The organism is Hymenobacter sp. BT559, assembly GCF_016427535.1.
Lineage (GTDB): Bacteria > Bacteroidota > Bacteroidia > Cytophagales > Hymenobacteraceae > Hymenobacter.
On record NZ_JAELXV010000002.1, the window covers coordinates 743,667 to 768,095 of the forward strand.

The window sequence follows — 24,429 nt, forward strand, 5'->3', positions numbered from 1 at the left end:
CCCTAGGCGCGATAGTGAGCTAAGATGCTAGCCCCAGCTTCCTCGTTTAGGCCGCTTATCTCGATTTTCTTGAATGGCGCGGTGTGGCCGCTCAGTAACTGCACACTACTCTTGGCTACGCCAAACACTTCGGCCAAAAAAGCCAGGAGCACGGTGTTGGCCTTGCCATCTTGTGGCGGGGCCGCCAGGCGCACCGTCCAGCGCCCGTCGGGGCCGGGCAGCAGCTGGTTTTTTCGGGCGTTAGGCTTGGCGTGTAAGTGCAGAATCATTTGGGCGAAAGCAATGAGCAAGCTTAAGCCTGGCAGCTCAGTGCTCGTTATTGATTGTTGATTGCCCCACCGGGCACACGTCCAGCATCACGCAGCGCGCGCAGGCAGGTTTGTGAAAGTAGCAGCATTTCTGCCCGTGGTACATCAGGGCTTCGTGGTGGTCGTACACCTGCTGGGCCGTCCAGTCGGGCGGCAGCAGGGCCGCGAGTAAGGCGTGCGCCGGCCCTTCGCCTACCTTGGGCCCTATGAGACCTAGGCGCTGCGCCACCCGGTGGTGGTGGCTGTCAACGGGCATCGCGGGCAGACGCAAGCAGCTGAACAGCAGTGTGGCGGCGCTTGTCTTAGGTCCTACGCCGCTGATGCTTTCAAGCCAGGCGCGCGCTTCTGCAATGGGCCGCTCAGCCAGGAAATCGAGCGAGCACGGCGGCAGGTTTTCGTCGCCGCAGCGGCGGCTTATTTCGCGCAGTACCTCCTGAATACGGGGTGCCTTTTGCTCGGGCCAAGTGCAAGCGCTCAGGGCGCGCTGCACGTCGAGGGTGGGGGCGTCGCGCACCTCTTCCCAGGTAGGGTAGGTGGCGCGCAGCTGCTGGTAGGCGCGGTGCGAGTCGGCGTTTTTGGTGCGGTGCGAGAGCAGTGCGCTTATCAGCTCGCTCAGCGGGTCCTTGGTGCTAAAAAACAAAAACGGCGCCCCATACTCGGCGCACAGCCGCTGGTGGGCTAGCAAGGCTTTGGCTTGGAGCGCCTCAAAATCGGCAGAAGGCAGGACAGGAGCAGCGCGGCGAGTGGGCATGAAAAAAGGTACTGCAAACCGAGGCGTTGGGTTCGCAGTACCTTTTGCTGAGAGCCAGCGGGCCTTACCGTTGCCCGCTATTGTACAGCGCAATGGCTTGGCGCTGCGCGGCAGCTTGCTTGCCTTGGAAGATGAGCGGCACAATGAGCACCGGAATGGCAGCGTAGAACAGCGGCGAGATGCCGGGGTTATTGGGCCGCACCGACTGCACCAGGCCCGCTACAAGCAGGCCCCCGCCTACCACATAGGCCGCAATAGTCGATTGCTGGTAGCGCCGCGCATTGCTCAGCAGCGCTTGGGCACCGGCGTTGTCGGCAGTGGCTATGGCTAGGTTTCGAGTGTTGAGGTTCTGTACCGGGCCATTATCCTTCGAGAAATATTCGGTTTTGGTGGTGCGGTAGCCGCCGTAGGGGGAGCCCCCAAACGGGTAGCCGCCCATGCCACCGTAGCCAAACCCGCCGTAGCCCATGCCCATGCCGTAGGGCGAGGAGGCATACGAGGTATTATAGGTGGCGTACAGGCTGATACGGCCAGTTTTCTCACGGCGCAGGGTCGTTTCGCGGTTCGAGCGGGGCAGCGTGGTGCGCACGTAGTGGCCGGTCTGGTCTTCGTAGAAGCCCACGTCGGCTAGGTCTACGCGCCGCTGGCCATCCAGCAGCAAGTGCGAACGCCCAAAGAGCGGCGACTTCACTTCCACATCGTACACGCTGTACACCTGCCCGTTTTTGAGGCCCACTTGGTAGCGTGTGGGGCGAGCCGGGCCCGCCATTTCGTAGGGCCGGCCAAAGGGGCTATTCGACTGCGGCGCGGCGGGTGCGGCGGGTGGCGGGGTAGGGGCGCTGCTCACCGGCGCCGCCTGGCGGGCCGAGTCGGGCGCCGTGGCGATAGGGGCCGGCGCTGGTGCGGCCGCCGGGGTCGGCGCCACTTCTAGCTGCTGCGGGGCCGGGGCCGCGGGCCGCGCGGCGGGCGTGGGTAGCACCGGCGCCCCACCAAGCTGGCGGGGCGCATCCTGGGCCGAAGCCGACAGGCTGGCTGCGCCCAGCCCCAGGGCCAGCGCGGTGAGAAATGCGGATTTCATGCGGCAAATAAATACCAAACTGGCTAATGGCAGCCAGCCAAGTTGCCAACGAACGCCCCTAGGGCAAAAGTGCCGCCACGGGCTTGCGGGCAGGCTCCTATTTCAATAATTTTTCGAGCAGGCTCAGGCTGTCTATCAGGTCGTGGCCCGACTCCATGTCGAAGGGCTTCAGAATGTAGCCGCTCACGGCAAGCTCGGCGGCCGCGGCGCGCTCCTGGGCCATGTCGGAGGTGGTCGTCACGTACACCGGAATGTCGCACAGCACGGGCGTGGCCCGCAGCTCCGTCAAAAACTCCAGCCCGTTCATGCGCGGCATATTTAGGTCGAGTAAGATAATCTCGGGCAGCGGCTCGATGGGCGCCACCCCGCCGCGGCCTAGTAATTTGTCCAGCGCCTCCTCGCCATTAAAAGCAGTGTGCAACTGGTGCGGCACGCTGAACTTGGCAAAGGTCTTTTGCGCGGTCATCGTGTCAAAAATATCGTCTTCGATTAGTAATACTGAACGCATAGTACAAAGTAGAAATGTAGGTATGAGGAGGCGATGAGTGGACGAGAATAATAGGTGCCAGTAAGCTAAGCTTGGCATTGCGCTTGCCGCAGTGTTAGCTTTAAATAGACATAGCAAGATACCTAGGCGGGTGCTTGCGGCTAGCTCTTGAGGGGGGGCGGCTCCTTAGGCCAAGTAAAAATAAAGGTGGCGCCCTGCCCTAGGTCCGACTCGACGTGAATGCTACCCTTGCGGTCGTCGATGAGGCGCTTTACGATGCTGAGGCCAATGCCGGTGCTCTCGGCGGTATGGCGGTCGCGCAGGGTCTGGAAGAGCAGAAAAATCTTTTGGTGATGCTCGGGCGCTATGCCGGGGCCATTGTCTTGCACCCGAAACTCGTAGTGGCGGCCAGCGTCGTGGCAGCTCACGCGCAGCCGGCCGGTGCCGCCTGGGCCGTGGTATTTCACGGCGTTGCTGAAGAGGTTGGTAAACACCTGCTGCAGCCCCAGGCGGTCGGTGTAGAAGGTGGGCAGGTCGGGTGCCAGCTCTAGGGCAAAATCGGGCGGCACTACCAGGTCGGCCACATCGCGGGCCAACTGAGCCACGTTTAGCTCTTCGGCCGGGGCCTCGAGGCGGCTGGCGCGCGCATAGGCCAGCAGGCCATTGATGAGGTCGTCGAGGCGACCTAGGCGGCCCTTCATTTGGTTGAGATACGTGAGCAGGGCCGGTGAGAGGTCGGCGGCCTGCTCGTCTTCTATCCAGCGCACAATGGTGGAAAGTCCGCGCAGGGGCGCCTTCAGGTCGTGCGAGGCCACGTAGGCAAACTGGTCGAGGTCGTGGTTGCGCTTTTCTAGGGTGCTGAATGCCTCGTCCAGGGACTGCGTCATCTGGTTGAGCAGCGTGGCCAACGAGCCGAGCCGGTCCTGTCCGCTGTCCACAATCTTCACTTTATAGTCGCCCTGCACCACCTGCCGCGCTAGGTGCTCGATGCCCCTGATGCGCCGCGCCGTCTCCTGGTTCACGCGCGTAAGCTCTAGGCGCAGGCGCTCTTTGTCGCGCAGCTCGCCCGAAATGCGGCGAAACAGCCACAGCACAATAATGATAGCCAGCACCGCCGACACCACGATGGCCAGCGGCGCCAGCTGCTGAAACAGCTGCTGCCGCTGGTTGCGCACCCGCAGCAGGCGCTCTTCGTATTGGCGCAGGCGCAGCACCACGCCCTTGAAGGTGCGCAGCGGCTGCTGCTCGCCCAAGAGCAGCGCCTGGGCGGCCTCGGGCGAGGGATTGTAGGTTTTAAACTGCTCTAGCTCCTGCTCCTGGTCTTCTATAAGCTGGCGCAGCGTATCGGCCCGCGCGTGCTGCAGGCGCCCATCGGCCACTAGCCGCTGCAGGGCTACGGCCTTGCGCCGCATCAATAGGGCATTGCGCTCGTAGAGGTCAAGGTAGTAGGGGTCGCCCACCAGCAGGTAGCCGCGCATACCAGTTTGCGCATCGCGGATGGCCAAGCGCACGTCGTCGGTTTGCTGCAATACTTGGTACGAGTGGTCGACCAGCGAGGTGTAATGCCGCAGCTGCCGGATGGTGACAAACGCCATAATAGACGTGGCCACCAGCGCCGACAGCGCAATGGCGAACCCCAGTAAAATCTTAGTATTGAGTCGGAGCGCCAAACCGGGTGCGGAGGTGATGGAGTGAGTAAGCGTGGGGAGAAAGCTAACGCGCTTATCCGCTACCTTACAGGAGGTTTTTAGTACAAAGGAAAGACTGTTTTTGCATTTCTCGGTTCCATTGTCCGGGTTGTAGCGGCAGGTTTAGCCGCTCACCTCCTCGCCTGGTTCCTACCTTCGTAGCTATGTACGCCGCCCGCCCCGCTCAGCCCGACCGCATTACCAGCCTGCACAACCCACGCATCAAGGACGTACTGCGCCTGCAAGACAAAGCCGCCGAGCGCCGCCGCCAGGGCCTAACCTTGGTAGAAGGCTACCGCGAGCTGACTAATGCCCGCCAAGCCGGCTGGCTGGTAGCCACGCTGTTTGTCTGCGAAGAGCTGGCGGGCCCTGACATCAGTCACCAGCTGGCCGAGCCCTCTCGCCTCGTGCCCCGGCCCTACGAGTACTTGCCCGTGAGCGCCGCCGTATTTGCCAAGCTGGCCGTGCGCGAGCGCTCCGATGGCGTGCTGGCTTTATTGCGCACGCCCCGCCGCACCCTGGCCGACTTGGCACTACCTGAAAACCCGCTGGTGCTGGTGCTCGAAGCCGTGGAGAAACCCGGCAACCTAGGGGCCATCCTGCGCACCGCCGACGCTGCGCCCGCCCACGCCGTGCTGGTCGGCGACCCGCGTACTGACTTATATAATCCCAATGTCATCCGGGCCAGCCTAGGGGGCATTTTTACGGTGCCCACCGTGGCCGCGCCGATGGCCGAAATCCTGGCTTTCTTGCGCGAAAAAGGCATCCGCACTTTTGCCGCCGCCCTCGCCGACGACGCCAAAAGCTACACCGCCACCAATTTTGCGGGGCCCACCGCCCTAGTGCTCGGTACCGAGGCCGACGGCCTCACGCCTGCCACCCGCCAAGCCTGCGACGAAACTGTCATCATCCCCATGCGCGGCGTGCTCGACTCGCTCAACGTGAGCGTGGCGGCGGCAGTGCTCACCTTCGAGGCCGTGCGCCAGCGTGGCTAGTATACTACCAAGCTAAAATCGAGCTCCTTGGCTAAGCTGCGCAAGGTTTCGACGTGCGCATCGGCTACTATGCTCAGCGCGTGTGCGTCGCTATCTAGCGGCAGCAGCACTAGCGCCAGCCCTAGGGGCTCTAAAGCATCTTGTAGAATGTCAAGGGCTTCGGGGCCGGTGGCGGCACGGCTAGCAAGCTCTTTTTCGTTCAGCCGCTCGGGGCGGCCTTGCTGCGCCAGCGTTTCGTTGAGGCCGTAGGCGAGGTCTGCCACCGGGTCTTGCCAGTCGGCTTCCCACAGCAGCTCCTCATTGAGCAGCGCATCAATCAAGGCTACATCGCGCAACTCCTGTGCGGGCAGCGCGGCCACAATTCCACGCTCTTCCAGCTCTTCTGCAAATTCTTCTTGGTAAGCAGCCGAGTCGTTAAGCACCAACGCCAAGCGCTTCGTAACGCGTTGCATGGCTTCGGTATCGGCCAGCGTGAAGAGCTGAACGAAAGCAATCAATGATTCCATAAACTAGATAACTACTAATAGCAAAATGTGAAACAGCTACGTGCGAGTAGCTTCAAAAACAAAGAAAGGCTGCCCAAAGGCAGCCTTTCCCACTCTGTCCGCTTAGTCAGCCTGCGCAGCAGGCGTATCCGCGAAATCCTAAAAATCCGTTCGAATCTGCGATTATTGGGCGTCGGCGGTCTTTGCGTAACGCAGGCGCTCATTTTCGTCGAGGTAAATCTTGCGCATGCGTACCGACTTCGGCGTTACTTCCAGGTACTCATCCTTCTGGATGTATTCCATGGCGTCTTCCAGCGAGAACTGGCGCTTGGGCACAATTTTCACGTTTTCGTCCGAGCCCGAAGCACGCATGTTGGTCAGCTTCTTGCCCTTCTGAATGTTGATGGTCAGGTCGTTGGGGCGGGTGTGCTCGCCAATAACCTGGCCGCCGTACACTTCTTCACCTGGGTCTACGAAGAAGATACCGCGGTCCTGCATCTTATCGATGGTATAAGCCGTGCCGGGGCCGCTTTCCAGCGAAATCAGCGAGCCCGAGATGCGGCCCGGAATCGGGCCTTTGTGCAGCTCGTACGAGGCAAAGCGGTGGTTCATGATGGCTTCACCAGCAGTGGCAGTCAGCACGTTGTTGCGCAGGCCGATAAGGCCCCGGCTCGGAATGCTGAACTCCAAGTGCTGCAGGTCGCCCTTGGGCTCCATGATGGTCAGCTCACCTTTGCGCATCGTTACCAGCTCGATAACCTTGCCAGCGGTTTCCTCGGGCACATCTACTACTAGGTGCTCGATGGGCTCCATGCGGTTGCCATTGTCGTCCTCTTTGTACAGCACCTGCGGCTGGCCGAGCTGCAGCTCGTAGCCCTCGCGGCGCATGGTTTCGATGAGTACCGACAAGTGCAGAATGCCCCGGCCAAACACCAGGAAGGTGTCTTCACGGTCGGTTTCTTTCACGCGCAGTGCCAGGTTCTTCTCAGTTTCTTTGAAGAGACGGTCGCGCAAGTGACGCGAAGTCACGAACTTACCTTCCTTACCAAAGAACGGCGAGTTGTTGATGGTGAACAGCATGTTCATCGTTGGCTCGTCGATGGCGATGCGTGCCAGGGCCTCTGGGTTTTCGGCGTCGGCCAGCGTATCGCCGATGTCGAAGCCTTCGATACCGGTTACGGCGCAGATGTCACCGCTGCTTACTTCGGCTACCTTGGTGCGACCCAGGCCTTCGAATACTTGCAGCTCCTTGATTTTTACTTTTTTCACGCTGCCGTCGGCCTTCATCAGGCTCATGTTGGCGCCCTCTTTCAGGGTACCGCGATGCACGCGCCCAATGGCAATGCGGCCTACGAACGACGAGTAGTCGAGCGAGGTAACCTGCATCTGGGGGGTACCTTCGTTGACGGGGGCGGCCGGAATCGACTCGATTACGGCGTCCAGCAGCGGAGTGATGGTGTCGGTTTTTACTTTCCAGTCGGTGCTCATCCAGCCCTGCTTGCTCGACCCGTAAAGGGTTACGAAGTCAAGCTGGTCTTCGGTGGCACCTAGGTTGAACATCAGGTCGAAAACCTGCTCGTGCACCTCGTCGGGGCGGCAGTTTTCCTTGTCTACTTTGTTCACCACCACGATGGGCTTCAGGCCCAGGTCGAGGGCTTTGCCCAGCACGAAGCGGGTCTGCGGCATGGCGCCTTCAAAGGCATCCACGAGCAGCAGCACGCCATCGGCCATCTTCAACACGCGCTCTACCTCGCCGCCAAAGTCGGCGTGACCAGGGGTGTCGATGATGTTGATTTTTACGCCATTGTAGCGTACCGACACGTTCTTCGAGACGATGGTGATGCCACGCTCCCGCTCTAGGTCGTTGTTGTCGAGGATAAGGTCATCGAACTGCTGGTGAGCGTCGAAAATCTTAGAAGCGTGGATAATCTTATCCACCAAAGTCGTCTTGCCGTGGTCAACGTGGGCAATGATGGCGATATTCCGAATGTTCTGAGTCATACGTAAGTTTTTGCGGCCGCAAAGGTACGGATTCTCAGGCACAAATCCGGCATCCGCACAATTATCTAGTTATTACCTGGCTCGGATACAGACACTTTTTAGATTTTTAAAATTCCGGTTTTGCTATTCTTTAAAAGCACGGCACTACATCCGAACGACTTGGTTTTCGCGTTTGTTAGCTAGTCAATTACCCCCTTAGTAACTATGCGCCTCTCCTTGCTTTCACTTCTGCTGAGCTCACTCGCCTTCACGCCCGCTTGCTCGCAAACCCACGCCGACCAGTCCAAAACCGTGGCGGCGGTGCCCACCGGCCCTAAAGGTGCCACTGTTACCACAGCCAAGTACCCGCAGCCCCAGCCCGTGACGGGCAAGGCCGGCGAATTTGCGGTGGTGAAATCGGATGCCGAGTGGAAGAAGCTGCTGACGCCTGCGCAGTACTACATCCTGCGCCAGGAGGGCACCGAGCCGCCCTTCCACAACAAGTATTTTGATAACCACGCCGCCGGTAATTATTACTGCGCCGCCGACCACAACCTGCTGTTTTCGTCGTCCACCAAGTTTGAGTCGGGCACTGGCTGGCCCAGCTTCTACGCCCCAGCCACCGACGCCAGCGTAAAAGTGAAGTCCGATAAAAGCTTTGGCATGAGCCGCGACGAGATAGTGTGCGCCAAGTGCGGAGGCCACCTAGGGCACATCTTCGATGATGGCCCCAAGCCCACTGGCCAGCGCTACTGCATGGACTCCGACGCCATGCTATTTGAAAAGAAGTAAGCCCAACTCCTAGCTTCGAGTTGCGTTTAAAGAAGGCGGCCCACCTAGGGCCGCCTTCTTTGCTGATAATCATGTCATTTCGTACTTATCTACGCCTAGCTTGGCTGGCTGGGCCCGCGCTGCTGGCAAGCTGCACGGCCACTGAGCAAACCGCCGAAAACGCTGCCCCGCGCAGCATCCCGACCGAAGTAAACTCGGACGCTGACCGCCGCGCCATTTACCAATCAAACGGCACGGTTAGCCGGGCCGGCGCGCCCGTGCCCGATGCCACTCCCAATGTAATGCGCCTTGGGGAAGAGGCGTCGGACATCAACCGCACCAAGCGCCCCGAAACGATGAATACCAACGACGCTAACCTCACCACGCCCGAAACACGCCTGCGGCGCATCGACCAGTCGATTGCCGATACCCTGCGCCGCCCTTAGTACTTACACAACACAATGCTGCCTACCTAGGCGCCTAGCTTCTATAGTGCGGAAGCCAAGCGCCTAGGTAGGCAGCATCGTATTAAAACCGGCCTAGGGCCTAGGCTAAACGTTATCTATAGCTACGCCATCGTTGGTCGTAGCGGTCGGCGTGCTGAGGTCGGAGGCGCCCTCCGCCACTACGTTATCAGCGGCAGCGCGCTTCGAGCGTCCACCGCGGCTAGGGCTGGCGGCCGGGGCAGCGCTAGCGGCGGGCTTGCGGGTAGTCGCAGTAGCCGCAGAGCGGCTGCGTTTGTTGGCGGCCGGTGTTGCATTGGGCGCTGGGGCGGTTTTGCTTGTGGCAGCGGCCTTCTTAGTGCTGCTCTTGGGGGCTTTGCTGGTGCTAGGCTCCGCTGCCGCGTCGGCAGCGTTGGCGCTTGGGGCGGGAAAGCTTAAGTCGGTGCTGCGGCCCGGTGCCACCGAGTCGTAGTGCCGCACAATGGTGTGCAGGGCCTGCTCAAACATGCGCTCGGTGTCTACGTCGAGGCGGCGCGTGGCTTCCTTCACTACCTCTTTCAGCTTGGCCTTCGTTTCTTTGCGGATGCGAGCGACCATTTCACTCATGCGCGCATCTAGTTCTTTCTGCAGCTGCTTGGCCGCCGTTTTAAGCGTTTCCTTCTGGCTAGCCTTTTTCTCGGCTTGGCTATTGGTAAGGGTTTGGCTGGCGCGGCGGCTAGCTTTATCGGCTTTGCGCTGGGCTTTTTCCTGCGGTGTGCGCTTGGGAGAAGCTACCGCATCAGCAGCTTCGGGATTAGTTTTTTTGGCCATGAGTACAGGTGAAATGGGAAAATAAACGCGGTGAAAGCTGACTGAAATTGACAGCCCACGCCTCATGCAAGTAGCTGATTTGCAAACGGCGCCGGTGGTTAGGTTGTTAGCTGCTATGCTCTTCGCCCTAGGTGGTTTTTTACTCGAAATAATTTTCGCAGCGAGTATACTTAATTATCGTCAGCAGTGCTAATTAAACTGCGCACTAAGTAATACGGCGCTTCGCTAAAGAAGTACTACAGTTGTTTACAATGAACTCATTGCCAGAACGCTATACGGTTACCGCGGCCCTGCCTTACGCCAATGGTCCGGTGCACATCGGCCACCTAGCCGGTGTTTATTTACCAGCCGACATCTACGTGCGGTATCTGCGTGCCCAAAACCGCGACGTAAAATTTATTTGCGGCTCCGACGAGCACGGGGTGCCCATTACTATTCGGGCTCAGAAAGAAGGTGTTACGCCGCAGCAAATTGTCGATAAATACCACAAGATTATCGGCGATTCTTTCCGCGAGTTCAACGTGTCGTTCGACGTGTATTCGCGCACGTCTTCCAAAACCCACGCCGAGGTTTCGAGCGAGTTTTTTAAGAAGCTGTACGAGGAAGGCAAATTCATTGAGCAAACTACGCAGCAGCTCTATGACGAGCAAGCCGGTCAATTTTTGGCCGACCGCTACGTGGTGGGCACCTGCCCCAACTGCGGCAACGAAAATGCCTACGGCGACCAGTGTGAGCGCTGCGGCACGTCGCTCAGCCCCACAGAGCTAATCAATCCGCGCTCGATGCTGAGCGGCAACACGCCCGTGCTGCGTGATACCAAGCACTGGTTTTTGCCCCTCGACCAATACGAGCCCTGGCTGCGCGAATGGATAATCGAGGGTCACAAAAACGATTGGAAAACCAACGTGTACGGCCAGTGCAAATCGTGGATTGACCAGGGCCTGCACCCCCGCGCCGTAACCCGCGACCTTGACTGGGGAGTGCCCGTGCCAGTGCCCGGCGCCGAAGGTAAAGTGCTGTACGTGTGGTTTGATGCGCCCATTGGCTACATCTCGGCCACCAAGGAAGGCTTCCCCGACGAGTGGCAGAAGTACTGGCAGGACCCCGGCACCAAACTGGTGCATTTTATCGGTAAGGATAATATCGTATTTCACTGCATTATTTTCCCAGTAATGCTGCAGGCGCACGGCAATTACATCCTGCCGGATAACGTGCCCGCCAATGAATTCCTGAACCTAGAAGGCGACAAAATCAGCACCTCGCGCAACTGGGCGGTGTGGCTGCACGAGTACTTGCAGGATTTCCCGGGCCAGGCCGATGTGCTGCGCTATGTGCTCTGTGCCAACGCGCCCGAAACCAAGGATAACGATTTCACTTGGAAAGACTTCCAGGCGCGCAACAACAACGAGCTGGTTGCCACCCTAGGCAACTTCGTGAACCGCGCCGCCGTGCTCACGCAGAAGTTCTTTGAGGGGAAGGTGCCCGAGCGCGGCGAGCTAACCGAGATTGACGAAGAGGTTTTCCGGCAAGTAGGCGAGTTTCCGGCGCGAGTAGGGGAGCTAATCGAAAATTACCGCTTCCGCGACGCCCTAGCCGAGGTAATGAACCTAGCCCGCGTCGGCAACAAGTACCTGGCCGAAACCGAGCCCTGGAAACTCATCAAAACCGATGCAGCGCGCACCGGCACTGTGCTGCACGTAGCCCTGCAAGTGGCCGCCGCGCTGGTACCGCTACTCACGCCTTTCCTGCCCGAGTCGGCCGCCAAGCTGGCTAATATGCTGAATTTTCAGCCCGGCGATTGGCAGAGTGCTGCTCGCGCCGAGCAGCTGCCAGCTGGACATCAACTGCAAGAGCCCGCATTGCTATTCACCAAAATCGACGACGCTGTGGTGAACACGCAGGTGCAAAAGCTGCTTGACACCAAGCAAGCCAATGCCTTGGCTAACACTCCGGTTACGGCCGCGAAGGAAAACGTAAGCTTCGAGGAATTTGGCAAGATGGACCTGCGCGTCGGGACTATTATCGCCGCCGAAAAAGTAGCCAAAACCAAAAAGCTGCTTAAGCTGACGATTGACACCGGCCTCGACCAGCGCACCATCGTCAGCGGCATCGCCGAGTCGTTTATTCCGGAGGCTCTGATTGGGCAGCAGGCCATGGTGTTGCTGAACCTGGCGCCCCGTGAAATAAAAGGTATCCAGAGCCAAGGCATGCTGCTGCTGGCCGAAAACGCCGATGGCAGCCTGGCCCTGATGCAGCCCGGCGCCGCCGTGCGCAACGGCAGCAGCATCCTATAGCAAGTAGCAAGCTCAGCAGGACAGCCGTTTTTGCATTCGCGGATTAACCTTTTTTATTTGACATTCACCACGTTCATCGCGCGCTCCAGGCCCATCGCTCCGAAGGCCAGCACCGCTTCGCCAGCTTTCTCAATGCGCAGCGGAAGGTCAATTTGCTCGTCGGCCGAGAAAGGGTCAAGCACATAGTCAACCTGGCGCCCCTTCGAAAAATTGGCATCGACGCCAAAGCGCAACCGGGCGTATTTATCGGTACCTAGGGTGGCTTGGATGTCCTTCAAACCGTTGTGCCCACCCGCCGAGCCTTGGCCTTTCAGGCGCAGCTTGCCAAAGGGCAAGGCCAGGTCGTCGGTCACGACTACCATATTATCGACCGGAATCTTCAGCGTGCTCAGCCAATGCTGCGCCGCTTTGCCGCTAAGATTCATGAATGTAGTAGGCTTCACCAACACGTAGGTGTGGCCTTTGCTTTTAAACTCAGTAGTGAACGCGTGGCGACCTAGGGCGAAGCGCGGCGCCTCAAATTTTTCGGCCAAGTAGTCGGCCACCATAAAGCCAATATTATGGCGCGTGTCGGCATACTCAGGGCCGATATTGCCTAAGGCAAGAACCAAAAAGACCACAGATTCAAACGGATTTTTAGGATTGAACGGATGCGCCTGCTGCGCAGGCTGACTAGCTGGCAATGCTTGAGGCTAGCTGATGTGATAGTAGCAAAGCAGGCCAACTTGAAGTAAGTACTAGGCAAAAGAAAAAGGCTGCTTGTAAAGCAGCCTTTTTCTTTTGCAAAACAACGCAGTGGCAGCAGTTAAACTGCTTAACGGAAAGAAGGCCGTCCGGGTAGGCAGCCTGCGCAGCAGGCGTATCCGTTCAATCCTAAAAATCCGTTTGAATCTGCGATTAACGGTTAGCGGCCATTTCGCCTTTCAGTGCACGCGGGATGGTGATGGTGGCGATAGGAGCCTGGGCGTTGGTGAGGATGGTGTAGTTGTTGGTTTGCACCGCGCCTACTTTCACCGACTTACCGAGCTCTAGGGTGCTGATGTCAACTTCTACGTAGTCGGGCAGGTTTTCGGCCGTAGCCTTCACCTTCAGCTTACGCAGCTTGCTAGCCAGCTTACCACCGGCGAGTACGCCCGGCGATACGCCTACGTATTTCACGGGGATGTCCATTTTCACTTCTTTGCCTTCCTGCAGTTCCAGGAAGTCAACGTGCAGCAGCATTTCGTTGACGGGGTGGAACTGAGCATCTTGCACGATGGCGCGGTAGTGCGTGCCTTCCACGTTCAGGTCCACGATGTGGGCCTCCGGGGTGTACAGCAACTCGCGGAACAGGATGGCGGGCACCGAGAAGTGCACTGCTTCGGCACCACCGTACAGTACGCAAGGCACTTGGGAGTCGAGGCGCAGTGCCTTGGCGTCCGTCTTGCCGAGATTCGCTCTTTTAAACCCTACAATCTCTAGGCTTTTCATAAAAGAAGTTGGTTTGGAATGAATTAGCCGCCCGGCAACCTTGCCGAAACGGGCCGCAAAGGTACGGCTTTAGGCCGGCAAAAGCAAGCCTTGCGTAGTTACCCCACCCCCGACCCCTCCCCTCCGGGAGAGGGGAGCCGACCGCAACCAGACGTTTGATAACGCTAGCAGTCATTAGGCTCCCCTCTCCCGGAGGGGAGGGGCTGGGGGTGGGGTTATACAAGCACCGATTAAATAAACAGCGAGCTGATGCTGTCGTGCGTCACTACATTGCGAATAGCCGCCGCAAACAGCGGGGCCACCGAAATCACCCGAATCTTGTCATTGGCCTCGCGCTGCGGAATTGTGTCGGTCGTAATCAGCTCCGTGAGCGACGACGCCCGAATGCGCTCGTGCGCCGGGCCACTGAGTAGCGGGTGCGTAATAACAGCGCGCACCGAGCGGGCCCCACGCTCCATCACGAGGTCGGCGGCTTTGCAGATGGTGCCGGCCGTGTCCACCATGTCGTCCACAAATACTACATCCATACCCTTCACGTCGCCGATTACCTGCATCGAGGCGATTTCGTTGGCCCGCAGGCGCATCTTGTCGCAGACTACGATTTCGGCCCCAAATTTCTTGGCATAGGCACGGGTGCGCACCACGCCGCCCACGTCAGGCGAGGCAAAGATGAGGTTCTCTAGGTTCAACGACTTGATGTAAGGCGCCGTAACGGTGGCCCCATCGAGGTGGTCTACCGGAATATCGAAGAAGCCTTGAATCTGGCCGGCGTGCAGGTCGCAGGCCATGAGGCGGTCGGTGCCCACGCTCTGGATGATGTTGGCTACCACTTTGGCCCCGATGCTCACGCGGGGCTTGTCTTTGCGGTCTTGGCGGGCGTAGCCCATATAAGGCATCACGATGTTGACCTTGTGCGCCGAAGCCCGCTTGCAGGCATCCACCATCAGCATCAGCTCCATGAGGTGCTCGGAGGGCGGGAAGGTGCTCTGAATGAGGAAGACTTCGCAGCCGCGCACGCTCTCGTTGAAGCTGGGCCCTAGCTCGTTATCAGCAAAGCGCTGCACCGTGAGGTCGCCCAGCGGCTGGCCGTAGCATTCGGCAATGTGGCGGCCCAGCTCTTGCGAGGCAGTGCCGGCGAATATCTTAACAATGGGTTCCATCGAAGAAGGAAGCAAGTGGTAGCTTGCCGTAGTAAATGTTAGAGAACAGCCTGAAGCCAGTGGGGCGAGCAGTGGCTTGCCCCGCCGGGGTAAAAAGCGAAAGGCGCCGGCTTGCTCCCGAAGGGGAACAGCCAGCGCCTTTATAAAAATTGCAGCGTAGGGTAGTCGTAGCGAGGCATTGCTGCCACAACGTTTCCCAGGATGTAAAGCAAGGCCGCTGCGGCAGCCAACCCGCCAGATACTCCGCGCGTGCCCAACTACTAGGGTCGGGTCTTTCGGAAGCTAAGGGCTGCGGCGGCTGCTTACTCATGCGGTCGAAACTTAGCAGGGCTGCCAATAGGCAGCGGTTTGCGCCTGCAAAGTTGCGATAGGTTTAAGGAATTGCGGCGGAATAAATGCACAACTGCCAAAAATTAACACGTCGGCTAGGGCTGCTGAAGCAGCTATATCCTTCTGGTTGGGGTAGGTATCAGTGGCGAGAGCCCTAGGTATGCCCACGGCGTAAAAGTCGTATGAAACCGAGACTACCCTTTCGCAGCTAGTGAAAAGAGGTAGGCTTGATTTGTGTTGCGTTCGAGCTTCTCAAACCGCTCATTTTGGTATCATCGGGTATTCACGAACTGGATAAAGCCAGCGAAGCCTAGCCGCTCAAGTACTTCTGGCTCTTACTATTCTAGTTTACCTGTTTGAGGGGAAGGTGGCCCTCCACATACAGCCCGAGTAACTGGCGCTCCTACAAGCGGCGGGCGCGAGCGCTTGGGGCACCTGACTTTATGCGCTTTGTGGGGCCCGGTCGCCGCTGGGGCAAGGATGGCAAAAGCCGGTGGGTGCTCTTTGGCTGAAAAGACCTATTGGTAGTGAGTAATTGCTAGTGACGTACTGCTAGTGTCGCGCTAACTAAAACGAAAGCCCCAACCGATGAATGGCCGGGGCTTTTTGCGTCTAGCGCCTTGTTGCTAAACCTAGTACAACAAAGTTGTGCCAGCTTGCGGCGCCGCCTATCTTGGTAGCCGTGAAGCACTTTCTACTCTCTTGTTGCCTGCTGCTCGGCTTTGTGCTTGGCGTTACCATCCTGCCGCCGTTCCCGGACCTGGCAGCCACCGCGCGGCCCCGGCGGCTGGCTCGCCCCGCGCCCCTCACCGATACGGTGTACGTGTGCCAGGGCGCCCATGCCCGGCTCTACCATTGTAGCCGCACCTGCGCGCAGCTCACGCGCTGTGGGCACCCAGTGCAGCTGCTGGAGGCGGCCCAGGCCAAACGCTGGGGCCAGTGGGCGTGCCAGCAGTGTCTTATACGCTTGGTCTGAGCGGCCCTGGGGCGCTAGGCGCTAAAGCTGGGGACGCTTAAATATTTAAAGTGCTATCAACATTAAACAATACTTGCTTATTATATATGGACTTGAGAGAATTAATTGAATACGAAAACGAGAATACTAATCTTGATTTTAAAAAGGTTCCTTATCGGAAGGAGATGTTTGGAGAGCTCCTTAAAGACCTAATTGCAATGGCGAATGCTGATACAAGAGGCGATAGATTTATAATTATTGGCGTTAAGCATTATCCCGATGGTAGAAGGGATATATTAGGAATAGATAATTTTATTGATGATGCTATATATCAAAAGCTAGTCAATGACAATATTGAGCCGGAGTTACGTTTTGAATATTCTGCTTTTGATTTTGATGATAAAAAATTAGCTTATTTTAGAATATATAGTTGTGTTGACCAGCCATACATGATGAAGAAGGATTACAGTGTGAAAGATAATGACACTATTCAAAGGGGTGAAAGCTTCGTTAGAAAAGGTTCTTTTAAAACTCGTTTACTGCGTAGGGATATTGATAGAATGTTTGCTAATAAGTTGGAAAAAGATGATTTTAAAAATTTTATTAGTGTAGAATTAGATTGCGATAGTGGATTCGGGCTTTATGAAAGTGGAGAATTTATTCTGCCTTCTAGAAGCGCAAGAAAAAGAATTGAGGAAGTTATAAAACAAAAGGAAAAAGAACTTGAAAATCTAAGTCGTTTACAAAACAGGATAAAAGAGGGCCCACTTGCTGAATTAGATGCATCTCTTATTGCATGTAATTTGCCTTTACTCATGCCTAGTAATCCCTTTGGTTCATACGAACAAAGAGATTTGAGTACATTGAGAGAAAATCTAGCGAAGGTCACAGAAACGTATAGAGAAGATGATGCTTATTGTGTTTTTGAAGAGCAATCTAGCAAAATAAATTTTAAACTTATTAATGCAGGCGAGAAGTATATAGAAGATGTATCTTTAGAATTCTCCATTAGAGGAGACTTTGATTTTTTGATAGCCCCTGAAAAATTTTCAAAGCCTAGCTCATTCGGGCCTACAATTCCCTTATCCAATTGGGAGAGGCTAGAGTATCCTGAAGTAATTGAAAACAACAATAGTTACATTATTCATTCTTCTATAGGACAATTAAAGCATGGTATTCCATCTAAAGCGTTTAAGGTTCCAATAAGAATATTTTTACCTCTTGGATGTTTTGGAAAGAAACTTATAGTTGATATTAAAATATTCGGTGCCAATATTGCCAAGCACATTAATAAATTTATTGAAATTGATATTTTGCAAAACACTGCAAAATGAGTTTTGCGACAATAGAAATAAAAAAGTCCGACCAACCGGCCGGGCTTTTTTGTGTCATGTCAGTAGTACCTAGGATATACCTAGCCACCTAGACTCATTGGAAGTCAGTATACGCACCAGCCCTGAAGTATTTAACCCTCGTGCCTTTGCCACCTCGCTCTCAAGTGTAGTAGCAGCTCCCATTACTATTATGTAAGCTTGGATTACTTGATACAGAAAAAGGCGGCCGCTACGGTAGGTAGTGACCGCCCTTTTCTAAGCTGGTGCTAGTGAGAAAGCGAGCGCTGGAACTGCGCTACCACATAAGCACCAGTTAGGTACTGATAGCCTACTAGCTCCCACCCTCTACTACTTAGGTAATTGAAGGCCTGCGACTCCGAGTCAAAAGAAGCAACCTTAGTAGCCTCTTCCTCCAAGCGACTGTCTACTAGGGGAGCCTTTTTAGACTCCTGCCCATACGCCATCGCAATTGTTAGTGCCCGGTCAGAACTCGCCCGTAGCGACACGTACAGGCGGCAAAACTGTTTGGGCTGGCTGGTGGGCGTGCCGGGGGTAGCCTGGGCAAAGACGGGAGAAGCAGCGCTGGTGGCAAGCAGCAGAGCAAGCGCGAGGTGTTTGAGCATGAGGCATGAAATAGGTGATGTTTCAAAAATAGCGGGTCTGCCCCTGCGAGATAAGGCGTTAGCTACTCACTAGGCAGTGAATTGCGCAGCCTTCCTCGCAGCAATTGCCGCTCGCTTCGTGTCGCCGTCCACGTGCACGTACTTCCTCGTGGTCTTGCTGTCTTTGTGGTCCAGCAGCTTTTGCAATACCTCGGCCTTGCCCCGACCCGCCCGATGTTGGTGGCGAAGGCCTCGCGGCCCACGTGGTGGGGCAGGTCCCATAGTCAGGCCCAGCGCCCAACCTAGGCGCTGAAGCAGACAATTAGAATAGTGGTCGGTGTAGTCGTAGAAGCCGGGCAGCTCATTCTCCTGCCAGGCATTCCCTAGGTAGCCGATGGCCCGCGTGGTGAGCGGCAGTATGTCGTGCGTCTTCTTGTGGGGCAAATGCCGGTAGCGTCGTCGAAGAGTTCGGGCCACCAGCTGCTATTGAGCCCGATAGGGTGGGGCGCCCGGTCGGTGACTAGTTGCAAGCGCAGCAGGCAGGTGCCGTCCTGCTTGGCGGGTATTCGCAGAATAATCTTGGCGGAGTAGCTCACTGGGTAAACGCCAAAATGCCAATAACCCGAAAACGGCCTCCGCTCAGATTGAGCGGAGGCCGTTTTCGGGTTATTCAGCGGCACTATCGTGTGCCTGAGTTGTCCGACCAGGGCTCGAACCTGGACTTTCTTGAATCAAAATCAAGCGTGTTGCCGGTTACACCATCGGACAAGGTCCCTAGAGCGATGTGCTGTTCGGGGCTGCAAAGGTACAAAAAGAATGATACGACGCAAGAGGGAGGTCAAAAATTTTTTAAAAAACTTTGTGAACGGTTTCTGAAGGCTGTTTTAGGAAGGGTGGGCGTGGGTAGCCAACCTAGGCGCTGCACAGCTTTGAAAAGCCCCGTTTTGAGCGTACTTTTGCACCCTCAAAACGTATTAACTTAGTAAAACAAAACCAAATGGCGAATTCGGGCAAAATCACCCAGGTTATCGGCCCCGTGGTGGACGTGAGCTTCGCGGGCGAAAGCGACCTCCCCAACATCTTCGATGCGCTGGAAGTAACCAAAGACAATGGCCAGGTGGTGATGCTGGAGTGCCAACAGCATTTGGGCGAAGACCGGGTGCGCACCATCGCCATGGACTCGACCGAGGGCCTGACCCGCGGTGCCGCTGTGCGCAGCCTAGGTCACGCCATCACGATGCCTACCGGCGACGGCGTGAAAGGCCGCCTGTTCAACGTGATTGGCCAGGCCATCGACGGTATCGCGCAGCCCGTGAGCACTGGCGGCTTGCCCATTCACCGCAACGCGCCTGCCTTTGAAGACCTCGCTACTTCGTCAGAAGTATTCTTCACCGGCATCAAAGTAATCGACCTGCTCGCTCCGTATGTGAAGGGTGGTAAAATTGGTTTGTTCGGTGGTGCTGGTGTAGGCAAAACCGTACTGATTCAGGAACTCATCAACAACGTAGCCAAGGCCTACTCGGGTCTGTCGGTGTTTGCTGGTGTGGGTGAGCGTACCCGCGAAGGCAATGACCTGCTGCGCGAATTCATCGAAGCCAACATCATCCGCTACGGCGATGCGTTCAAGCACTCGATGGAAGAAGGCGGCTGGGACCTGAGCAAGGTGGACATGGCCGAGATGGAAAAATCGCAGGCTACCCTCGTGTTCGGCCAGATGAACGAGCCCCCCGGAGCCCGCGCTCGCGTGGCCCTGTCGGGTCTGACGATTGCGGAGAGCTTCCGCGACGGCGACGGCACCGGTGCTGGCCGCGACATCCTGTTCTTCATCGACAACATCTTCCGCTTCACGCAGGCGGGTTCGGAAGTATCGGCTCTGCTGGGCCGTATGCCTTCGGCCGTAGGGTACCAGCCCACGCTGGCTACCGAGATGGGTGCCATGCAAGAGCGCATCACCTCGACCAAGCGCGGCTCGATTACCTCGGTACAGGCCGTGTATGTACCTGCCGATGACTTGACTGACCCGGCTCCGGCTAACACCTTTGCTCACTTGGACGCTACGACGGTATTGAGCCGTAAAATCGCCGAGCTAGGTATCTACCCAGCTGTGGACCCGCTCGACTCGACCTCGCGCATCCTTGACGCTACTGTACTCGGTGCTGAGCACTACAACACTGCCCAGCGCGTGAAGGAAATTCTGCAGCGCTACAAGGAACTGCAAGACATCATCGCCATCCTAGGTATGGACGAACTGTCGGAAGAAGACAAGCAGACTGTAAACCGCGCTCGCCGCGTGCAGCGCTTCCTGTCGCAGCCCTTCTTCGTGGCCGAGCAGTTCACTGGCCTGCAAGGCGTGCTGGTTGACATCAAGGACACTATCAAAGGCTTCAACGAAATCATCGACGGCAAGTACGACCACCTGCCCGAGTCGGCCTTCAACCTGGTTGGCACCATCGAAGACGCAGTAGCCAAGGGTGAGCGTCTGGTGGCTGAAGCCAAGTAAACCGCATGTCATGCTGACGAAGGAAGCATCTTATCACGGCTGCTTTCGTCAGAAATTAGTAATCCGAACCTTGCGAACGTGATAAGATGCTTCGCAAGCTCAGCATGACAGAAGAAATGCATTTAGAAATCATCACCCCCGACCGCAAGGTATTTGATGGCGAAGCTACTTCGGTGCGCTTTCCGGGTACCGATGGGTCGTTTGAAGTGCTCAACAACCACGCCCCGCTGATTGCGGCCCTCAAAACGGGCGACGTGATTGTGACGGGTGCGGGCGGCGGCACGTTTCACATTGGCGGCGGCATCGTGGAGGTGCTGCGCAACAAAGTGACCGTGCTAGCCGAGTCGGCCTCGGCCTAGGTTACGAATAACACCTATTGCGGGAGCGCCCGCGCTGGCTTTGGCCGGCGCGGGCGCTTTTTTGCTACCTAGGGCCTGTTGTTTGGGTGGGTACTTCAGCCTTGCGGGGCGTTTTTTCGTTCAGCGACTATTCTTCCCTTTTTACTGGCCTCTGCGCAATGTCGCTTCCTGCTGAAACCAATATTTACACCCCCCGCCAGCGTTACCTGCTGCTTATTGCCACGCTGCTTATACTTGGCGCGCTGGCCCTGTACGGGATGCTGGGTTACCTCACGGCCTTCCTGGGGGCGGGCATCCTGTATGTAGTGCTGCGCCCGTGGTTTACGGCACTGGTGCACAAGCGCGGCTGGAACCGCACGCTGGTGACGGTGCTGCTGCTGATTTTCGCAGTGGTAGTGCTCATCATTCCTTTTTTTGCTCTCACCTCGCTGCTCATTGACAAGGTGCGGATAGTGGCGCAAAACACCGACCAAATTCTGGCGACGGTGCAAGATATCGAGCGTAAACTAGGCATTCAAGTAACGCAACAGGCGCAGGTGCGCCAACTCTTGCAGCAAGGTGCGGCGCGCGTAAGCCAATGGATACCAACGCTGGCCAGCAGCGTGCTCAACGTCATTGTCATCGTGGGCCTGATGCTCTTCACGATGTATTATCTATTTATGCAGGAAGAAACCTTCCTGGCGGGCCTGCGCCGCTACTTGCCCTTCCGCGAAAAGACGCTGGACGAGCTCAGTGAGTCGCTGCGCAATAACGTGAATGCCAACGTGCTGGGGCAAGGGGTGGTAGCTCTGGTACAGGGCTTATTGACCGGCCTGACGTTGTGGATATTCGGGGTGCCGTCGCCGATGTTCTGGACGGTTATAGCGTTTTTCATGGCTTTCATCCCGGTACTAGGTACCCCGCTGGTGTGGGGGCCGGCCGCCATTTATCAGTTTACCCAAGGGCACAATGGGCAGGCCATTGGCATTCTGATAGTAGGCGTTGTGGTGATTATCAACGTGGATAACCTGCTGCGCATCTGGATGGCGAAGTACATGGGCGACATCCACCCCTGGGTGACGCTGGTGGGGCTGACTCTAGGTGTCGATATTTTTGGTATTGTGGGGCTGGTTATCGGGCCGCTGCTGCTGTCGTACCTCATCGTACTGATGCAGGTGTTTGCCCGCGAAAACCGGGTATTGCTGCACCTAGTGCCCGACACGCTGACGGCCAAAGCCGAAGAAATAGTAGATGAATCGGTGAAAGTGCGCAGCGAGGCCGAAGAAATTCGCCGAACCCAGTAGGTAAGCGCGGGCGCGGCAGTAGTCTGGCGCTACCTTCGCCCTGCTATGGACCTGACCCCGATTCACCCGAAAGTTACCCCCATCTACCAGACGTCAGTCTTCAAATTCAGCTCGCTGGCCGAGCTTGAAGACTACTACACTACGCCCGGCCGCGGGGGTATGTATGGCTACTCGCGCTCCGAGCACCCCAATTCGGACGAACTGGTGGCCGAAGTAGCCCGCTTGGAGGGCGCCGCGGGCGGCGTAGCCACCGGCGCTGGCCTAGCTGGCCTGCTGGCGGCCGTGCTGGCCACCTGCCAGGCCGGCGACCATGTACTGTGCCCCGCCGAGCTCTATGGTGGCTCAGTGGTGCTGCTGTCGCAGGAGTTGAGCCGCCTAGGTATCGAAACCACCTATGTGCCACTGGCGCAACTTTATGATTTGGCTCAGCACCGCAAGCCTAATACTAAGTTGGTGCTGGCTGAGGTGCTGAGCAACCCCTTGCTAACAGTGCTCGACGGGCCCCGCCTGGCGCAGGCATGCCGCGAGCAAGGCATTAAGCTGCTTATTGATAGCTCGTTTACTTCGCCCATGCTAACGCGCCCGCTGGACTGGGGCGCCGATATGGTGTGGCACTCGGCCACGAAGTACCTGGCCGGCCACTCCGACGTAACGGCTGGCGTGGTAGTGGCCAACGACCCAGTCCTCAATAAGCGCCTGCGGCAAGTGGCCACTAACTTGGGGCTGATGCTGGCCCCGCTGGATAGCTGGCTGGCCGTGCGGGGCCTCAAAACCCTGCGGCTGCGCATGCGGCAGCATTCAGAAAATGCGCTGGCCGTGGCCCGCTTTCTGGCTAAGCACCCAGCCGTAGCGGAAGTTTTTTACCCCGGCCTCGACACGCACCCCGGCCACGATTTAGCCAAAGCACAACTGCTGAATGGCTTGTACGGGGGGATGCTCTCGCTGCGGCTTGCCAACGATACCGTGGCGGCGGCCGACGACTTTGTGCAGCGCACCAAGCTGTTTCCGCTGGCGCCCTCGCTGGCGGGTGTTGCGTCGTCGTGCTCGTACCCTACGGCAACCTCGCACCGCGGCCTCAGCGACGAGCAGCGTCGGGCTCTAGGTATCACGCCGGGCGTGCTGCGCCTGAGCGTGGGCATTGAAGAGCCCGCCGAGCTGCTAGCTGACCTAGGGCAAGCGCTGGACTAAAGCAGGCCTTCGCGCACGGCCTTGACTACGCGGCGCTGGTCGTCGTCGGTCATGGCCGTGCCGCTGGGTAGGCACAGGCCGCGGGCGAATAAGTCCTCGCACACCGCGCCACCATACATGGGCGCGTCGGCAAACAGCGGCTGCTGGTGCAGGGGCTTCCAGAGGGGGCGGCTCTCGATTTTGCGGGTTTCGAGGTGCTGGCGCAGGCTTTCGGGCGTGGCGCTGGTCTGGCTAGCGCCGTCCTTCGGCTCGGCGGGGTTGAGCAGCACGGTGGTTAGCCAGCGATTAGCGCGGCTACCGGGCAGCTCGGCGTCGGGCGCTACGGCCAGGCCGGGCAGGCCTGCTAGGTTCTCCTTATACCAGGTAAAAATCTCGCGGCGGCGCTTCACCCGGTCCTCCAGCAATTCCATTTGGCCCCGACCAATGCCCGCGAGTAGGTTGCTAAGGCGGTAGTTGTAGCCTACTTCTGAATGCTGGTAGTGCGGGGCAGCATCCTTGGCCTGCGTAGCCCAGAAAAGGGCCTTGGCAGCGTAATCAGCACGATTCGTTAATAAGGCGCCGCCGCCGCTGGTAGTCAGTATCTTATTACCATTGAAGCTGAACACGCTTACCTCGCCGAAGCTGCCCAGCGGCCGACCCTGGTAGCGAGACCCTAGGGCCTCGGCGGCATCTTCGAGCACCGGCAAGCCAAACTCTTGCGCAATAGCCAGCAGTTCGTCGAGCTTGGCGGGCATGCCGTACAGGTGTACCAGCAGCAAGGCTTTGAGCTTTTTACCTAATCTGAGCCGGTCGGTGATGGCCTCGCGCAGGCGCACGGGGCACATGTTCCAGGTATCGGCTTCACTATCTACGAACACCGGCGTGGCGCCGCAATAGCCAATGGGGTTGGCCGTAGCCACGAACGTAAACGACGGGCACAGCACTTCATCGCCCGGTCCCACGCCCAGCAGCCGCAGCCCCAGGTGGATGGCGGCCGTGCCCGAATGGAGCGCCACCGCGTGGCCTACGCCCGTGAAGGCGCACAAATCGGCCTCAAAGCCGGTCAAATTAGGGCCGGCCGGTGCTACCCAGTTGTCTTCTACCGCTTTGTGCAGGTAGTTGAGCTCGTGGCGACCTAGGTGCGGGGGAGAAAGGTAAATGCGGTCCAAAATCAAGCAA

The 24,429-nt window shown here is 57.5% G+C and carries 24 protein-coding genes and 1 tRNA gene; 10 read left to right on the forward strand and 15 right to left on the reverse strand.

What is annotated here, in order from left to right:
* Nucleotides 1–2 precede the first annotated feature (2 nt).
* The 5 genes from JAO77_RS09695 to JAO77_RS09715 all read right to left on the reverse strand — a co-directional run bounded on the left by JAO77_RS09695 (nucleotide 3) and on the right by JAO77_RS09715 (nucleotide 4,294).
* Complete coding sequence (locus tag JAO77_RS09695) at nucleotides 3–269, reverse strand: DUF167 domain-containing protein (protein ID WP_198990155.1); 267 nt, start codon at nucleotides 267–269, stop codon at nucleotides 3–5.
* A 37-nt stretch (nucleotides 270–306) separates the two neighbouring features.
* On the reverse strand, nucleotides 307–1,059 hold the full coding sequence (locus JAO77_RS09700; protein WP_235998335.1) for an endonuclease III domain-containing protein: 753 nt from the start codon (nucleotides 1,057–1,059) through the stop codon (nucleotides 307–309).
* Between the two features lie 64 nt (nucleotides 1,060–1,123).
* Nucleotides 1,124–2,137 (reverse strand): hypothetical protein, encoded by a 1,014-nt coding sequence (locus JAO77_RS09705; RefSeq protein ID WP_198990156.1) that lies wholly within the window; start codon nucleotides 2,135–2,137, stop codon nucleotides 1,124–1,126.
* Nucleotides 2,138–2,234: 97 nt separating this feature from the next.
* Complete coding sequence (locus JAO77_RS09710) at nucleotides 2,235–2,645, reverse strand: response regulator (protein ID WP_198990157.1); 411 nt, start codon at nucleotides 2,643–2,645, stop codon at nucleotides 2,235–2,237.
* A gap of 140 nt (nucleotides 2,646–2,785) precedes the next feature.
* On the reverse strand, nucleotides 2,786–4,294 hold the full coding sequence (locus tag JAO77_RS09715) for a sensor histidine kinase (RefSeq protein WP_198990158.1): 1,509 nt from the start codon (nucleotides 4,292–4,294) through the stop codon (nucleotides 2,786–2,788).
* Nucleotides 4,295–4,476: 182 nt separating this feature from the next.
* Here JAO77_RS09715 and JAO77_RS09720 point away from each other — a divergent pair, with 182 nt between their 5' ends.
* Complete coding sequence (locus JAO77_RS09720) at nucleotides 4,477–5,307, forward strand: TrmH family RNA methyltransferase (RefSeq protein WP_198990159.1); 831 nt, start codon at nucleotides 4,477–4,479, stop codon at nucleotides 5,305–5,307.
* On the opposite strand, the gene JAO77_RS09725 is transcribed toward JAO77_RS09720, so the two are convergent.
* Entirely contained in the window at nucleotides 5,304–5,813 is a 510-nt protein-coding gene (locus tag JAO77_RS09725; RefSeq protein WP_198990160.1) for a DUF6630 family protein, read from the reverse strand. The two genes, JAO77_RS09720 and JAO77_RS09725, sit on opposite strands and share 4 nt — an antisense overlap.
* A gap of 162 nt (nucleotides 5,814–5,975) precedes the next feature.
* Nucleotides 5,976–7,793 (reverse strand): translational GTPase TypA, encoded by a 1,818-nt coding sequence (gene typA, locus JAO77_RS09730; protein ID WP_198990161.1) that lies wholly within the window; start codon nucleotides 7,791–7,793, stop codon nucleotides 5,976–5,978.
* A 204-nt stretch (nucleotides 7,794–7,997) separates the two neighbouring features.
* Between typA and msrB the strand changes: the two genes are divergently transcribed.
* Both msrB and JAO77_RS09740 read left to right on the forward strand, forming a co-directional pair.
* Entirely contained in the window at nucleotides 7,998–8,564 is a 567-nt protein-coding gene (gene msrB, locus JAO77_RS09735; protein ID WP_198990162.1) for a peptide-methionine (R)-S-oxide reductase MsrB, read from the forward strand.
* A 71-nt stretch (nucleotides 8,565–8,635) separates the two neighbouring features.
* Entirely contained in the window at nucleotides 8,636–8,989 is a 354-nt protein-coding gene (locus tag JAO77_RS09740) for a hypothetical protein (RefSeq protein WP_198990163.1), read from the forward strand.
* Nucleotides 8,990–9,094: 105 nt separating this feature from the next.
* Here JAO77_RS09740 and JAO77_RS09745 read toward each other — a convergent pair whose 3' ends face one another.
* Nucleotides 9,095–9,796, reverse strand: a complete 702-nt coding sequence (locus JAO77_RS09745) for a hypothetical protein (RefSeq protein WP_198990164.1) — start codon at nucleotides 9,794–9,796, stop codon at nucleotides 9,095–9,097.
* Between the two features lie 251 nt (nucleotides 9,797–10,047).
* Here JAO77_RS09745 and metG point away from each other — a divergent pair, with 251 nt between their 5' ends.
* A complete protein-coding gene (gene metG, locus JAO77_RS09750; protein ID WP_198990165.1) occupies nucleotides 10,048–12,090 on the forward strand; it encodes a methionine--tRNA ligase in 2,043 nt (680 codons plus the stop codon).
* A gap of 53 nt (nucleotides 12,091–12,143) precedes the next feature.
* On the opposite strand, the gene pth is transcribed toward metG, so the two are convergent.
* From pth to JAO77_RS09765, 3 genes are all read right to left on the reverse strand, one after another.
* Entirely contained in the window at nucleotides 12,144–12,710 is a 567-nt protein-coding gene (pth, locus tag JAO77_RS09755) for an aminoacyl-tRNA hydrolase (protein WP_198990166.1), read from the reverse strand.
* Between the two features lie 277 nt (nucleotides 12,711–12,987).
* Nucleotides 12,988–13,560, reverse strand: coding sequence for a 50S ribosomal protein L25/general stress protein Ctc (locus JAO77_RS09760; RefSeq protein WP_198990167.1), 573 nt, complete (start codon nucleotides 13,558–13,560; stop codon nucleotides 12,988–12,990).
* Between the two features lie 230 nt (nucleotides 13,561–13,790).
* A complete protein-coding gene (locus JAO77_RS09765; RefSeq protein ID WP_198990168.1) occupies nucleotides 13,791–14,720 on the reverse strand; it encodes a ribose-phosphate pyrophosphokinase in 930 nt (309 codons plus the stop codon).
* Between the two features lie 1,012 nt (nucleotides 14,721–15,732).
* Between JAO77_RS09765 and JAO77_RS09770 the strand changes: the two genes are divergently transcribed.
* Nucleotides 15,733–16,026 (forward strand): hypothetical protein, encoded by a 294-nt coding sequence (locus JAO77_RS09770; protein WP_198990169.1) that lies wholly within the window; start codon nucleotides 15,733–15,735, stop codon nucleotides 16,024–16,026.
* A gap of 86 nt (nucleotides 16,027–16,112) precedes the next feature.
* The gene (locus tag JAO77_RS09775) at nucleotides 16,113–17,339 is read left to right on the forward strand and encodes an AlbA family DNA-binding domain-containing protein (protein WP_198990170.1); all 1,227 of its coding nucleotides are present in this window, start codon (nucleotides 16,113–16,115) and stop codon (nucleotides 17,337–17,339) included.
* 266 nt (nucleotides 17,340–17,605) lie between these two features.
* Here the strand turns inward: JAO77_RS09775 and JAO77_RS09780 are convergent, their stop codons facing one another.
* From JAO77_RS09780 to JAO77_RS09790, 3 genes are all read right to left on the reverse strand, one after another.
* Nucleotides 17,606–17,962: a hypothetical protein gene (locus JAO77_RS09780; protein ID WP_198990171.1), complete on the reverse strand. Its 357-nt coding sequence runs from the start codon at nucleotides 17,960–17,962 to the stop codon at nucleotides 17,606–17,608.
* 69 nt (nucleotides 17,963–18,031) lie between these two features.
* Nucleotides 18,032–18,385 carry a site-specific integrase gene (locus JAO77_RS09785; RefSeq protein ID WP_198990172.1) on the reverse strand — a complete coding sequence of 118 codons (354 nt, stop codon included), beginning with the start codon at nucleotides 18,383–18,385 and terminating at the stop codon, nucleotides 18,032–18,034.
* Between the two features lie 251 nt (nucleotides 18,386–18,636).
* Nucleotides 18,637–18,709 (reverse strand) — tRNA-Gln (locus JAO77_RS09790).
* A gap of 229 nt (nucleotides 18,710–18,938) precedes the next feature.
* Here JAO77_RS09790 and atpD point away from each other — a divergent pair.
* The 4 genes from atpD to JAO77_RS09810 all read left to right on the forward strand — a co-directional run bounded on the left by atpD (nucleotide 18,939) and on the right by JAO77_RS09810 (nucleotide 23,271).
* Complete coding sequence (gene atpD / locus JAO77_RS09795) at nucleotides 18,939–20,441, forward strand: F0F1 ATP synthase subunit beta (RefSeq protein WP_198990173.1); 1,503 nt, start codon at nucleotides 18,939–18,941, stop codon at nucleotides 20,439–20,441.
* 116 nt (nucleotides 20,442–20,557) lie between these two features.
* Nucleotides 20,558–20,800, forward strand: a complete 243-nt coding sequence (atpC, locus tag JAO77_RS09800; RefSeq protein ID WP_144852524.1) for an ATP synthase F1 subunit epsilon — start codon at nucleotides 20,558–20,560, stop codon at nucleotides 20,798–20,800.
* A gap of 158 nt (nucleotides 20,801–20,958) precedes the next feature.
* On the forward strand, nucleotides 20,959–22,083 hold the full coding sequence (locus tag JAO77_RS09805; RefSeq protein ID WP_198990174.1) for an AI-2E family transporter: 1,125 nt from the start codon (nucleotides 20,959–20,961) through the stop codon (nucleotides 22,081–22,083).
* A 45-nt stretch (nucleotides 22,084–22,128) separates the two neighbouring features.
* Nucleotides 22,129–23,271: a trans-sulfuration enzyme family protein gene (locus tag JAO77_RS09810; RefSeq protein ID WP_198990175.1), complete on the forward strand. Its 1,143-nt coding sequence runs from the start codon at nucleotides 22,129–22,131 to the stop codon at nucleotides 23,269–23,271.
* Here the strand turns inward: JAO77_RS09810 and JAO77_RS09815 are convergent.
* Nucleotides 23,268–24,419, reverse strand: a complete 1,152-nt coding sequence (locus tag JAO77_RS09815) for a DegT/DnrJ/EryC1/StrS family aminotransferase (RefSeq protein ID WP_213019360.1) — start codon at nucleotides 24,417–24,419, stop codon at nucleotides 23,268–23,270. The two genes, JAO77_RS09810 and JAO77_RS09815, sit on opposite strands and share 4 nt — an antisense overlap.
* Nucleotides 24,420–24,429 lie beyond the last annotated feature (10 nt).